At 58.6% G+C, this 12,551-nt stretch carries 13 protein-coding genes; 2 read left to right on the forward strand and 11 right to left on the reverse strand.

Annotated features, from left to right (window positions below):
- Positions 1–7 precede the first annotated feature (7 nt).
- From IM304_RS07050 to pmbA, 6 genes are all read right to left on the reverse strand, one after another.
- Positions 8–784, reverse strand: a complete 777-nt coding sequence (locus IM304_RS07050) for a DUF4311 domain-containing protein (protein WP_006810337.1) — start codon at positions 782–784, stop codon at positions 8–10.
- Positions 785–806: 22 nt separating this feature from the next.
- Positions 807–1,106, reverse strand: a complete 300-nt coding sequence (locus IM304_RS07055; protein ID WP_006810338.1) for a DUF4312 family protein — start codon at positions 1,104–1,106, stop codon at positions 807–809.
- A 2-nt stretch (positions 1,107–1,108) separates the two neighbouring features.
- Positions 1,109–1,471 (reverse strand): SFCGS family glycine-rich protein, encoded by a 363-nt coding sequence (locus IM304_RS07060; protein ID WP_006810339.1) that lies wholly within the window; start codon positions 1,469–1,471, stop codon positions 1,109–1,111.
- A 10-nt stretch (positions 1,472–1,481) separates the two neighbouring features.
- Positions 1,482–1,820: a glycine dehydrogenase gene (locus IM304_RS07065; protein ID WP_086527803.1), complete on the reverse strand. Its 339-nt coding sequence runs from the start codon at positions 1,818–1,820 to the stop codon at positions 1,482–1,484.
- A gap of 390 nt (positions 1,821–2,210) precedes the next feature.
- Complete coding sequence (cybC, locus tag IM304_RS07070) at positions 2,211–2,597, reverse strand: cytochrome b562 (RefSeq protein ID WP_148421948.1); 387 nt, start codon at positions 2,595–2,597, stop codon at positions 2,211–2,213.
- Between the two features lie 38 nt (positions 2,598–2,635).
- Positions 2,636–3,988 (reverse strand): metalloprotease PmbA, encoded by a 1,353-nt coding sequence (pmbA, locus tag IM304_RS07075; RefSeq protein ID WP_193354862.1) that lies wholly within the window; start codon positions 3,986–3,988, stop codon positions 2,636–2,638.
- 95 nt (positions 3,989–4,083) lie between these two features.
- On the opposite strand from pmbA, the gene yjgA reads away from it, so the two are divergent.
- Positions 4,084–4,635 carry a ribosome biogenesis factor YjgA gene (yjgA, locus tag IM304_RS07080; RefSeq protein ID WP_148421944.1) on the forward strand — a complete coding sequence of 184 codons (552 nt, stop codon included), beginning with the start codon at positions 4,084–4,086 and terminating at the stop codon, positions 4,633–4,635.
- Positions 4,636–4,724: 89 nt separating this feature from the next.
- Here the strand turns inward: yjgA and mpl are convergent, their stop codons facing one another.
- Positions 4,725–6,101 (reverse strand): UDP-N-acetylmuramate:L-alanyl-gamma-D-glutamyl-meso-diaminopimelate ligase, encoded by a 1,377-nt coding sequence (gene mpl, locus IM304_RS07085; RefSeq protein ID WP_148421942.1) that lies wholly within the window; start codon positions 6,099–6,101, stop codon positions 4,725–4,727.
- 179 nt (positions 6,102–6,280) lie between these two features.
- Between mpl and fbp the strand changes: the two genes are divergently transcribed.
- Positions 6,281–7,279 (forward strand): class 1 fructose-bisphosphatase, encoded by a 999-nt coding sequence (fbp, locus tag IM304_RS07090; protein ID WP_148421940.1) that lies wholly within the window; start codon positions 6,281–6,283, stop codon positions 7,277–7,279.
- Between the two features lie 38 nt (positions 7,280–7,317).
- Here the strand turns inward: fbp and IM304_RS07095 are convergent, their stop codons facing one another.
- The 4 genes from IM304_RS07095 to ytfR all read right to left on the reverse strand — a co-directional run bounded on the left by IM304_RS07095 (position 7,318) and on the right by ytfR (position 12,497).
- The gene (locus IM304_RS07095; RefSeq protein ID WP_193354863.1) at positions 7,318–8,886 is read right to left on the reverse strand and encodes a methyl-accepting chemotaxis protein; all 1,569 of its coding nucleotides are present in this window, start codon (positions 8,884–8,886) and stop codon (positions 7,318–7,320) included.
- Positions 8,887–8,970: 84 nt separating this feature from the next.
- Positions 8,971–9,972 (reverse strand): galactofuranose ABC transporter, permease protein YjfF, encoded by a 1,002-nt coding sequence (gene yjfF, locus IM304_RS07100; RefSeq protein ID WP_176608872.1) that lies wholly within the window; start codon positions 9,970–9,972, stop codon positions 8,971–8,973.
- On the reverse strand, positions 9,959–10,984 hold the full coding sequence (ytfT, locus tag IM304_RS07105; protein ID WP_176678660.1) for a galactofuranose ABC transporter, ATP-binding protein YtfT: 1,026 nt from the start codon (positions 10,982–10,984) through the stop codon (positions 9,959–9,961). Before ytfT ends, yjfF begins: the two co-directional genes overlap by 14 nt.
- A 10-nt stretch (positions 10,985–10,994) precedes the next feature.
- A complete protein-coding gene (gene ytfR, locus IM304_RS07110) occupies positions 10,995–12,497 on the reverse strand; it encodes a galactofuranose ABC transporter, ATP-binding protein YtfR (protein WP_193354864.1) in 1,503 nt (500 codons plus the stop codon).
- Positions 12,498–12,551 lie beyond the last annotated feature (54 nt).

Here is a 12,551-nt window from a genome sequence, read left to right on the forward strand (position 1 = left end):
GCTCCTGTTATTTACCGCTGAGCGAGTTGTGGATCATGTCGAGCCAGTTCGGCACCGTCAGATGGAAGGATTCGATCATCTTCATGTCGAAGCCGCGGAAGAAGCCGCTCAGCACGAACAGCAGAACGATGGCCGCCATCATCACCTTGGTAACGTGGTTCCAGCCGCTCTCTTCCACGCCTTTACCGATCAGGATCCCCAGCACCAGGCCCGGTACGGCGTTACCCATAATCAGCTGCGCCGCGCCGCCGAAGATGGTGGCCCAGAAGCCCGATTTTTTACCCGCGTCGATGGCCGCCAGCCAGAAGATCACCGGCATTACGGTGTTCACCAGCAGGTTCGCCGCCGGCACCAGCACCTTCACGGCGGTGACCTGAAGCGCGGCCGGAACGGAGGAGGCGGTAAGGTTAAGGAAGGTCACGACAATCATGCCGATGATGCCGCAGGCAATTGCCATTTTGCGGGGATCGTGCAGCGTTTCGCCGACGTTACGGTTTTTGATCATCAGTGCGGCAGCACCCCAGTTTGGGATGATGCGGTGGTCAACGTCCTGTGTGAAGGCGCCAGCGGCCACGGAAGAGGCCCAGGCGTTAAAGAAGAAGCCTAACCCAAAGGAGAAGTGGGACGCCGGATCCCCTTCGCAGGAGTTCAGCTCCCCCAACGTACGAAACGCGCCCATACCCTGAGTGGTAGGCGCATGAAACATGCGTGCAGCCCCGGCTCCAACACCGACGCCAACCAGGCCGCCAATGATGAGCGATTTTATTAATATAATTAAGAACATCAGTCTGCCCTTTTATGAATAATCAGCGTTGCGTGACGAAGTCCACCTGGTCGAGATTGATGGCGGTCACGTTGACGGTCACATCCAGCTCCACGCTGTAGGTGCGTCTTTCCCGGCGCAAAAAGAAGAACAGAAAGGCTTCTTTTCGCACCGCTTCTTGCGCCTGAACGACCTGCACATCCTGTGGCTCAATACGCAGTAAGATATGCGGTGAGGCTTTCATCACCGCAGCCTGAACGTGGTTGAGCGCGTCGGCAAAGGCGCGCGCTTTGGCGTCGCCCTTCCCCTTCACCCTCACCGTGGTTGTGAACTGTTCTTTCATGCTTATGCGCCGTATTTCTTCTGCCACGCCTGTACCAGACGCTCGCCCAGCTCTTCTTTATCCATAAAGCCAAAGCCCAGCACGTTGCAGCCTTCGTTGATGGCGGTCACGCCCTCATCCACGGAACGCATGCCGTACTTAGCCTTGTAGCCGTATTTGGTCTGGGCGGTGATGGCGCCCGCGCCGCCGCTGCCGCAGAACGAGATACCGAAGGTGGCGTTTTCCGCCTTCATTACGTCACCCAGCTTCATGTCCGCGGCCATGCCCGGTACGACAACCGCGCGCCCACCGGCTTTCTCCACGCCGGCAGCCACTTTCTGACCTTTGCCCAGGCGATCGCCAATCACGACTGTAATCTGTTCCATGTGTTGCTCCTTAAAGGTTGTCTTTCGCGACTTCGAAGTGAACGGAGAGCAGCCAGGCCTCTTCATCAGGAAGGTTGCCAAACTGCGCCACCACTTCACGGGCGAGCCGCATTGAATCGGGTGAAATTTCGTCGAACAGCTCTGCTTCAACCTCCGGCAACGGCTCGCCGGTCACGGACCGGTGCGCCATTGCGCGAACGTGGGAGGTCAGCATCTGCTCCTGTACTGCATTGGGGATGATGTTGTGCCGGGCCAGCAGGGCATAAACCTGCTGTAGCATGGTGTTCGCGAGCTGTTCAGTCTGCACCGCCTGTTCCCCAACGTCGTTCATTACCGCTCCGTTAATCACTCGTCTTACCCCGTTAATGGCTCTGGAATAAAACTAACGTTGGGAGGGAAGGGTTTGTAGCGAGTTGTTTTCCACTTCAAAGTGGAAAGGCGAGCAGCGGCAGTGATCTGTGCCACATAAATGCGGTGAATCTGGATAAAACGCTGTATTTGCGTGATGAATATCACGCTATTACGCGGCAATGGACAGGCCAGCGAAGTGGAAAAGATTACGAGCCGACTCGTAGAAATGTGACGTGTATAAGGTTTTCTTATGGGGATCCGTTTTCGAAACGGCTCGCCTGAAGTGACAGCGCGGATGGAGTGTCGCTCCGGCAAGTAGGGAGCAAAGATGCGGGGGCGCTAACTGCGCCCCCGCATACGGGAAAGAACGTACAGCTCAGGCACCCAATTAACGATATTTTTTGTGATAGGTATTGCGCGTGGTGGCAAACTGTTCCGCTGCCGCCTGGGCTTCCTTCACCTTGCCTTCGTTAGCCAGCTTCAGCGCACCGTCGATCTGGCCGACCAGCACGTCAAAACCGTGACGGTAGTCTTTCATCTCGGCGCTGTCCGCCGCTTTGCTTTCCAGCTTCGGCGGCGTCGCCTTTTGCGCGTCCAGCGCCGCTTCGCGCATTTTGGTCAGGGCGTCTTTCATGTCCGCCGCATTGTCCGTTTTCTGCACAACCTTCAGGTTTTCGCTGAGAATATCCATATTGTCTTCGAGATCGGCAGCAAACGCGGACGAGCCAAGAACCAGCGTTGAAGCCGCGACGATCGCTAACAGGTGTTTACGCATTGCTCACTTCCTTTTTTATTATTAACAAAACGCTATCTTTATTGACCCGCAATTTTCATTTCGGGCAGAAGAACTGAACCACACTGTATATTGCTGCGTGTTTCAATATCGTTACCGACCGTAACGATGTTGCGCCACATGTCCTTCAGGTTACCCGCGATGGTGATTTCGCTCACCGGATACTGAATTTCGCCGTTTTCCACCCAGAAGCCCGCCGCGCCGCGCGAGTAGTCGCCGGTGATGCCGCTTACGCCCTGCCCCATCAGCTCGGTCACCACCAGACCAGTGCCCATCTCTTTCAGCATCTGCTCAAAGCTCAGGCCCTGGCCGGCAATGCGCCAGTTGTGGATGCCGCCCGCGTGACCGGTGCTTTTCAGCCCCAGCTTGCGCGCGGAGTAGTTGGTCAGCAGCCACTGGGTCAGAATACCGTCCTTAACAATGTCGCGACGTTCGGTGCGAACGCCTTCGCTGTCGAACGGCGTGGAGGCCAGCCCTTTCAGCAGGTGCGGATGCTCTTCGATGGTCAGCCATTCCGGCAGGATCTGCTTGCCCAGCGAGTCGAGCAGGAAGGTCGATTTACGGTACACCGAGCCACCGGCAATAGCGCCCACCAGATGGCCAAACAGGCCGGTCGCCACTTCGTTGGCAAAAATGACCGGGGCCTTCATGGTGGAAAGCTTACGCGGCGACAGGCGTGACAGCGTGCGTTCGGCACACTCTTTACCCACCCACTCAGGAGACTGCAAATCCCCCAGCGCGCGGCCGATGGTATAGGCGTAATCACGCTCCATGTCGCCGTTCTCTTCGGCGATCACGCAGCTGGAAAGCGAGTGACGGGTAGAGCAGTAGCCCTGCAGCATGCCATGTGAGTTGCCGAAGACTTTGATGCCGTAGTGGCTGTTGAAGCTGCCGCCTTCGGTATTGGTGATGCGTTTATCCGCCTGCAAAGACGCCTGTTCGGCGCGCGCGGCCAGCTCGATGGCTTCATCCGGGGTCACTTCCGCCGGGTGGAACAGATCGAGATCCGGCGCATCAAACGCCAGCAGCTCTTTATCGGCCACGCCAGCGTAAGGATCCGGGGAGGTGTAACGGGCGATATCCAGCGCCGCCTGCACCGTACGGGCGATGGCATCCGGGCTGAGATCGGTAGACGAGGCGCTGCCTTTGCGATTCTGGTGATAAACGGTGATCCCCAGCGCGCCATCGCTGTTGAATTCTACATTCTCCACTTCGCCATAGCGGGTGCTCACGCTAATGCCGGTGGTTTTGCTGACCGCCACTTCGGCGCCATCTGATTTACCTGAAGCGAGCGTCAGCGCGGTGGAGACGGCTTCTTCCAGGATCTTACGCTGCGCTTCAACTTGTGAGGTTACTTTCATCGCAAATGCCATACTGTAAGAGAGAGTTAAGTGAAGTCTAACAGAGAACCGTTTTTCAGTGCGCGTCTTAACTGGTAACATTAGCCTCTTTTTTTAAGGAGCCTGACATGACTAAGCAGCCCGAAGACTGGCTCGACGACGTTCCCGGTGATGACATCGAAGACGAAGATGATGAGATCATCTGGGTCAGTAAAAGTGAAATTAAACGTGACGCCGAAGAGTTAAAACAGCTTGGCGCAGAGATGGTCGATCTGGGTAAAAACGCGCTGGATAAGATCCCGCTCGACCAGGATCTGCGTGATGCCATTGAACTGGCACAGAAAATCAAGAAGGAAGGGCGTCGCCGCCAGCTTCAGCTTATCGGTAAACTGCTGCGTCAGCGCGACGTTGAGCCGATCCGTCAGGCGCTGGACAAGCTGAAAAACCGCCACAACCAGCAGGTTGCGCTGTTCCATAAGCTGGAGCAGATCCGCGATCGTCTGATTGAACAGGGCGATGACGCCGTACCTGAAGTGCTGAACCTGTGGCCGGATGCCGACCGCCAGCAGCTGCGTTCGCTTATCCGTAACGCGAAGAAAGAGAAAGAAGGGAATAAGCCGCCGAAGTCTGCGCGTCTGATTTTCCAGTATCTGCGCGAGCTGTCCGAGAACGGCGAATAATCTGTTCCCCTCACCCTGACCCTCTCCCCTTTGGGGAGAGGGAAATTGAACACCCTCTCACCAAAGGGGAGAGGGCTGGAGTGAGGGGCTTACTCTGCTACCGCTTCCGCTTTCTTCGCCAGACCGTCCAGCAGTTTCTGATGAATACCACCAAACCCGCCGTTGCTCATCACCAGAATGTGATCGCCAGGCTGAGCCGCTTTCACCACCATATCCGCTAATACATCCACGTCCGCACTCCAGTGCGCAGGCTGAATGCAGGCGTCGGCCACTTCAGCCACCTGCCACGGAATATGCTGCGGCTGCAGCAGGAAGACTTCGTCGGCACGCCCCAGGGACGGCGCGAGATCGTCTTTGCAGATACCCATTTTCATGGTGTTTGAACGCGGTTCCAGCACCGCCAGAATGCGCGCGGTGCCGCCAACCTTGCCGCGTAACGCCGCAAGCGTCGCCAGAATAGCGGTTGGGTGGTGCGCGAAATCGTCATACACCGTCACCCCGTGGGCTTCGCCGCGCAGCTCCAGACGGCGGCGGGCGTTGATAAACGTCCCCAGTGCATTGGCGGCATCTGCAGGCAGTACGCCCACATGACGCGCCGCAGCGATCGCCATCAGGCCGTTGTGCATGTTGTGCTCGCCCACCAGGCTCCACTTCACCTCACCCACTTTCTCACCGTCGAGCAGCACTTCCCACTCGGATGCATCCGCGTTGAGCTTTTTCGCCTGCCAGTGGCCCTGCTCGCCCACCAGCTCCTGCTCGCTCCAGCATCCCATCGCCATGGTCTGCTTCAGGTTGATATCGTTCTCCGGCAGGATGATGCGCCCCTGACCCGGAACAATGCGCACCAGATGGTGGAACTGTTTCTGAATCGCCTTCAGGTCGTCAAAGATGTCAGCGTGATCGAACTCAAGGTTGTTGAGGATCAGCGTGCGCGGGCAGTAATGCACAAATTTGGAACGCTTGTCGAAGAATGCGCAGTCGTATTCGTCCGCTTCTATCACAAAGAACGGGCTGTCACCCAGACGCGCGGAGACGTCGAAATTCCCCGGCACGCCGCCGATCACAAAGCCCGGCTTGTAGCCGCAGGCTTCGAGGATCCAGGTTGCCATTCCGGCGGTAGTGGTTTTGCCGTGCGTACCGGCAACGGCGATAACCCAGCGGTCGCGCAGGACGAAATCATGCAGCCACTGCGGGCCAGACATGTACGGAATATTGCGTTCCAGCACCGCCTCAACGCATGGATTTCCACGGGTCATGGCGTTACCCACGATCACCAGATCCGGCTGCGGCTCCAGCTGGCTGGCGTCATATCCCTGAATCAGAGAGATACCCTGCTTCTCCAGCAGCGTGCTCATCGGCGGATACACATTGGCGTCCGAACCCGTCACTTCATGGCCCAGCGAGCGCGCCAGCATTGCCAGTCCGCCCATGAAAGTGCCACAAATCCCCAATATATGAATGCGCATACGTCACTATCCTTCTTCAATGTGGCGCACATTTTACCCGCATGTCAGCGGCTGTGAAACGCATTTCAGGTAAATCCGTATTTTGCTGGCGCGATTCACCTCTGCGCTAATATTTGAATGTTTGTTAAGATTGTTGGACATCAACCGCTTTACTCAACATAAGATGCAGGGAAAGTGTTATGAAAACGTTAGGTGAATTTATTGTCGAAAAGCAGCACGAGTTCTCTCATGCTACGGGTGAGCTCACTGCTTTGCTGTCGGCAATAAAGCTGGGCGCTAAGATCATCCACCGTGATATCAACAAGGCCGGTCTGGTCGATATCCTGGGTGCCAGCGGTGCCGAGAACGTTCAGGGTGAGGTTCAGCAGAAACTCGACCTGTTCGCCAATGAAAAACTAAAAGCAGCACTGCGCGCGCGCGACATCGTTGCGGGTATCGCCTCTGAAGAAGAAGATGAAATCGTCGTTTTCGAAGGGTGTGAACACGCAAAATACGTTGTTCTGATGGATCCCCTGGACGGCTCCTCCAACATCGACGTTAACGTTTCTGTCGGTACCATTTTCTCTATCTACCGCCGCGTCACGCCTGTTGGCACGCCGGTGACGGAAGAAGACTTCCTGCAACCGGGCAGCAATCAGGTCGCGGCCGGTTACGTGGTATATGGCTCGTCCACCATGCTGGTGTACACCACCGGATGCGGCGTTCACGCCTTTACCTACGATCCGTCGCTGGGCGTCTTCTGTCTGAGCCAGGAGCGTATGCGCTTCCCGGAGAAGGGCAACACCTACTCCATCAACGAAGGCAACTACATCAGATTCCCGAACGGCGTGAAGAAGTACATCAAATTCTGCCAGGAAGAAGATAAGGCTACCCAGCGCCCGTACACCTCCCGCTATATCGGCTCGCTGGTGGCGGATTTTCACCGTAACCTGCTGAAGGGCGGCATTTACCTTTACCCAAGCACCGCAAGCCACCCGGACGGGAAGCTGCGTCTGCTGTATGAATGCAACCCGATGGCGTTCCTGGCCGAACAGGCGGGTGGCAAGGCGAGCGACGGTAAAGAGCGTATTCTGGATATCGTGCCGGAAAGCCTGCACCAGCGCCGTTCGTTCTTCGTCGGCAATGACCATATGGTTGATGACGTAGAACGCATGATCCGCGAATACCCGGACGCGTAATATGCCAAAAGGGGAGCCGGGAAGGCTCCCCTTTTTCGTTATGCCGTTTGCGCCGTGAGCCTGAAAGAGGCCATGGCTTCCATCAGCTCGCGCGACTGCGCTTCCAGCGAGCGCGTGGCGGCGGTAGATTGCTGCACCAGCGCCGCGTTTTGCTGGGCGGTTTCATCCATCTGATTGACGGCAATATTCACCTGCTCAATACCCCGGCTCTGCTCCTGAGACGCGGTCGCAATTTCACGCATCAGCTTTGTCATTCGCAGCACTTCGGTGGCGATCTCGTCCATCGTCTCGCCGGCCTGCTGCGCCAGCTCGCTGCCTTCGTTCACGTGGGTCTGCGAATCACTGATAAGCGAGCGGATCTCTTTTGCGGCGTCGGCGCTGCGGCTGGCGAGGTTACGCACTTCGCCCGCCACGACCGCGAAACCGCGCCCCTGCTCGCCCGCGCGCGCCGCTTCAACGGAGGCGTTCAGCGCCAGAATGTTGGTCTGGAACGCGATGCCGTCAATCACGCTCAGGATGTCGGCGATGCGTGCCGAGCTGCCGGAGATATCGCGCATCTTCTCAATCACGTAGCACACCATTTCACTGCCGCGATCGGCGGTATCGGACACCGACTTCGCCAGCTGGTGCGCCTGCCCGGCGTTGTCGGCGTTGAGTTTCACCGTGGCGGTGATCTCTTCCATGCTGGCGGCGGTCTGCTCCAGCGAGGTGGCGGTGGATTCCGTGCGTACGGCAAGATCCCGGTTTCCCGCCGTCAGCTCGCGGCTGCCGGTATCAATCTGCGAGCTGGCGTCGCGCACCCGCAGCACGGAGTCCATCAGCGACCGGCGCATCGCTTCGATCGCCGCGTTAAGGCGATTAAACTCCTGGCTCGCCGGGGCGTTCAGCGCGTGGGTTAAATCTCCGGCCGCCACGTGCTCCAGCTGGGCAATCGAGGCGGAAAGCGGCCTGAGCAGCATGTGGCGCAGCGCCAGCCAGGCCAGCACGATAATGCCCGCCGTCAGCAGCGCCGCGACAACGATCAGGATAAGCACCCGCGTTTTGCTCGCCTGAACGGCGCTCACTTCCGCTTTGCCGCGCGCCTCGCTCCACGCCTGGAACGCCTGCATGTCGTTATCAAACCGCTTCGCCACCGGGATCAGCTTATTTTCCAGCAGATCGTAATAGCTGTCCGCGCTTTGCTCGTTCAGGGCTTTCAGCATCGGGTCAATACCCTGCTGGTTATAGGCCGCCAGGCTCGCGGCCACGTTATCCAGCAGCGTTTGCCCCCGTTCATCCGCTACGCCACCGTCGATCGTGCCCTTCAGCGTTTTCCGCGCCTGCGCCACTTCCTGATTAATGGTTTTGACCGCTTTTGCAGCATCGTCCAGCATGCCGATCTCCATCATGCGGACGGCCTGCCCCGCTTCGTTGCGCGCGCGCAGGATCAGGGTGTAGCCAGCGTTCAGCTGCACCATCTGTTCCCCCTGAAGGTGGTTGATGCGCTGGAGCGATGAGGAGCTTTGCGTGAGGGCATAAATGCCGATGCCGCTGACGGCCAGCAGCAGAAGGGTCATAACGGCCAGTAAAGAGAGCAAGCCGGTACGAATCGATAGCGTTTTAAGCATGATGTTATTTCCGGTAGCGAGATATTTCTGGGCATAAAGAAAGAGTATCGGCCGCTACCGGAATTTGTTTAGACTTTCAGCATGTTATCGCTCTGTTACTGATGTGTTCACACGGGTAACAGGCGAGCTCTGGCGGTTCTCCCAGAGCACCGTCAGGCCGCGCTGGAGCGCGATAAAAATAAACAGCAGGATGCCGATGGCGATTTTGGTCCACCAGGAGCTGAGCGTGCCGTCGAAGTTAATGTAGGTCTGGATCAGCCCCTGGATCGCCACGCCAAACAGCGTGCCGAGCACCGTTCCCACCCCGCCGCTGAGCAGCGTGCCGCCAATCACCACCGAGGCAATCGCGTCCAGCTCGACGCCCACCCCCGCCAGCGCATAGCCCGCCTGGGTGTAGATCGAGAACACGATACCCGCCAGCGTCGCCAGCCCGGTCGAGAGCATGTAGATGCGGATGGTGGTGCTGCGCGTCGACACCCCCATCAGGTTCGCTGACGTAGCGCTGCCGCCGATGGCGTAAACCTGATTACCAAACCGGGTACGGCGGGCAAGCAAGATGCCGATCGCCACGACGCCCAGCATCAGCAGCCCCATCGCGCTCAGTCGACCGCCGCCGGGGATTTTCCACGCCAGGCTGGAGAGCGTGTCGTAGATAGGATGGTTAATCGGAATCGACTCCTCCGACACCAGATAGCTAACGCCGCGCAGGAAGAACATCCCGGCGAGGGTGATGATAAACGCCGGGATTTTCAGCGCGTCGATTAAAAGCCCCATAAAGGCGCCGAACGCGCAGCCCATAGCCAGCACCAGCGGGAAGGCCAGCAGCGGCGAGATCCCCCAGTAGCCAATCGCTTTGGCAAGGAACACGCCGGTAAAGGCGATCACCGACCCGACGGAGAGATCGATCCCACCGGAGAGGATCACAAACGTCATGCCGACGGCGATAATCCCAAGAAACGCGTTATCGGTAAGAATGTTGCAAATCACCCGCGTTGAGGCAAAGCCCGGAAACTGGGTCAGGCAGTAAAGGTAGCCCAGCACGAACACGCCCAGCGTGATCGTTAACGGTAAATTACGTTTTATCATGACCGCGGATCCCCTTAATGAGAGTGATAAAGCGCGGCGACTGCACGATAAGTACAATAAGCACCACGACCGCCTTGACGACCTGATTAAGCTCCGGCTGGAACCCGGAGAGCAAAATCCCGGTGTTCATGCCCTGAATAATCAGCGCCCCCACCACCGAGAGCAGGAGGTTGAAACGCCCGCCCATCAGCGACCCGCCGCCGATAACCACCGCGAGGATCGCGTCCAGCTCCAGCCAGAGTCCGGCGTTGTTGGCATCCGCCCCGCGAATATCTGCCGCCACGATCACCCCGGCAATTGCGGCACAGACGCCGCTCAGCACGTAGGTCAGCATCACCATCAGCCGTGTATTTACCCCGGCGTTTTTCGCGGCCCGGATGTTAATCCCGACCGCTTCGATGAACATGCCAAGCGCCGTTTTGCGGGTGAAAAGCCAGAACACCACCAGCGTTACCAGGGCGACAATCACCGGCGTCGGGAAGAACAGAAAATTACCGCTGCCGATCCACGCCAGGCCCGGAGAGTTAAAGGTGACGATCTGCCCGGAGGTGATAAGCTGCGCCACGCCGCGTCCGGCCACCATCAAAATCAACGTCGCGACAAACGGCTGGATCTTGAGAACCGCGACCAGAATGCCGTTCCACAGCCCGGCCAGTACTCCAGAGCCCAGCGCGGCGAGCAGCACTACCGGCAGGCTGTGCCCGGCGACGGTCATCGAGGCGGCGGTAGCGCCCGCTATCGCCATTACGGCGCCAACGGAGAGGTCAATGCCGCCGGTGGCAATCACCAGCGTCATCCCAATCGCCAGCAGCGCCACGGGCGCGGCACGGTTTAAGATGTCGACAGGGCTGCCAAACAGGCGGCCATCCTGCACGACGATCTGAAAGAAGTGCGGAGCCACCAGGCTATCCACCAGCAGCACCAGCAGCAGCGCCGCGATTTGCGGGGTGCCGGTCGGCCAGCTGAAGCGGCGCTTCGCTTCGCCGGTTTGCGAAAGAGAACGGGACATCACATGTGACTCCTTACGCCGCGATGGCATTCATGATCGCCGGAACGGACAGTTCATCCAGCGGGATCTCCGCCACCTGCCTGCGATCGCGCATGATGATGACGCGATCGGCATAGCCAACCAGCTCCTCCAGCTCCGACGAGATGACCAGCAGCGCCAGGCCGTCGGCGCACAGCGTTTCGATAAGCCGGATGATTTCGGCGTGCGCGCCCACGTCGATGCCGCGCGTTGGCTCGTCGAGGATCAGGAACTGCGGTTTGGTCAGCAGCCAGCGAGAAAGCAGCACCTTCTGCTGGTTGCCGCCCGACAAAAACTCGATGGGCTGCTCAGCGCTCGGGGTACGAATGCCGAGCTGTCGGATAAAGCGCTCGGCAATGGCGTTCTGCTCCTTACGCGGGATCGGCCGCAGCCAGCCGCGCTGGGCCTGCAGGGCCAGAATAATATTTTCGCGCACCGAGGCGGCCGCAATAATGCCGTCCGTTTTCCTGTCTTCCGGGCAGAAGCCCACTCCCAGACACGACGCCTTATGCGGCGAACGCAGCGTTTGCGGTTTGCCTTTGATCAGCGCCGTTCCGCTGTCGGCGGGTTTGATCCCGAAGATCACCTCGGCGGTTTCGGTGCGACCAGAGCCTAACAGCCCCGCCAGCCCCACAATTTCACCGGGGCGCACCTCCAGGTTAAACGGTGCGATAGTGCCTTTTTTGCCGTAGTCGTGAAACGCGGCGACCGGTTTTTCGCTCAGCAGCGTCCGGCCCGCGCGCTGGAGCGCGTTGGCCTCCAGCTCCCGGCCCAGCATCATTTTAACCAGCTCAATCTGCGGCAGCTCGCGGGTTTCGCGGCAGCCAACAAAGCTGCCGTTGCGCAGCACCGTAATGCGATCGCTTACCTCGTAGACCTGATCGAGAAAATGGGTAACGAAAATCAGGCTCACGCCCTGATTGCGCAGCTGGCGCATCAGGGTAAAAAGCATTTCCACTTCCTGGGTATCGAGGCTGGCGGTGGGTTCATCAAGGATCAGCACTTTCGCCGAGAGATCGATGGCGCGGCAGATCGCGACGATCTGCTGCATCGCCACGGAAAAGCGGTTAAGCGGCTCGCGCACGTCGAGGGAGAAGCCGTAAGATTCCATCAGCTTCGCCGCGCGGGCTTCCATCTCCTTGCGGCGCAGCAGCCCAAAGCGCCTGGGCTCGCGGCCAATAAACAGGTTATCCGCCACCGACATGTTCGGCAGCAGGTTCACTTCCTGGTAGACCGTTCCGATCCCCAGCTGCTGCGCGTGGGCAGTATTTTTTGGCGAAATGGCGTTGCCTTCCAGCCAGATGGTGCCGCGATCGGCGTAATACACCCCGGTCAGGGCTTTGATCAGCGTCGATTTCCCCGCGCCGTTTTCGCCGAGCAACGCCATGATCTCCCCGCGCCGCAGGCTGAAATCAACGTTATCCAGCGCCTTAACGCCCGGGAAGAATTTACTCAGGCCCTCCGTGCGGAGGATTTCCTGGTGTTGTTCAGTGGTCATGGTTTTCCCCCTCACCCTGACCCTCTCCCCGGAGGGGAGAGGGGACTATTCGTG

This window comes from Enterobacter cloacae complex sp. P40C2 (assembly GCF_014930695.1).
Taxonomy (GTDB): domain Bacteria; phylum Pseudomonadota; class Gammaproteobacteria; order Enterobacterales; family Enterobacteriaceae; genus Enterobacter; species Enterobacter pasteurii.

Coding starts and splice junctions, on each gene's coding strand:
- ytfR (WP_193354864.1), bottom strand. CDS start 12,497: ATGACCACTGAACAACACCAGGAAATCCTCCGCACGGAGGGCCTGAGT.
- fbp (WP_148421940.1), top strand. CDS start 6,281: ATGAAAACGTTAGGTGAATTTATTGTCGAAAAGCAGCACGAGTTCTCT.
- IM304_RS07060 (WP_006810339.1), bottom strand. CDS start 1,471: ATGGAACAGATTACAGTCGTGATTGGCGATCGCCTGGGCAAAGGTCAG.
- IM304_RS07050 (WP_006810337.1), bottom strand. CDS start 784: ATGTTCTTAATTATATTAATAAAATCGCTCATCATTGGCGGCCTGGTT.
- IM304_RS07095 (WP_193354863.1), bottom strand. CDS start 8,886: ATGCTTAAAACGCTATCGATTCGTACCGGCTTGCTCTCTTTACTGGCC.
- IM304_RS07055 (WP_006810338.1), bottom strand. CDS start 1,106: ATGAAAGAACAGTTCACAACCACGGTGAGGGTGAAGGGGAAGGGCGAC.
- mpl (WP_148421942.1), bottom strand. CDS start 6,101: ATGCGCATTCATATATTGGGGATTTGTGGCACTTTCATGGGCGGACTG.
- yjgA (WP_148421944.1), top strand. CDS start 4,084: ATGACTAAGCAGCCCGAAGACTGGCTCGACGACGTTCCCGGTGATGAC.
- yjfF (WP_176608872.1), bottom strand. CDS start 9,972: ATGATAAAACGTAATTTACCGTTAACGATCACGCTGGGCGTGTTCGTG.
- pmbA (WP_193354862.1), bottom strand. CDS start 3,988: ATGGCATTTGCGATGAAAGTAACCTCACAAGTTGAAGCGCAGCGTAAG.
- cybC (WP_148421948.1), bottom strand. CDS start 2,597: ATGCGTAAACACCTGTTAGCGATCGTCGCGGCTTCAACGCTGGTTCTT.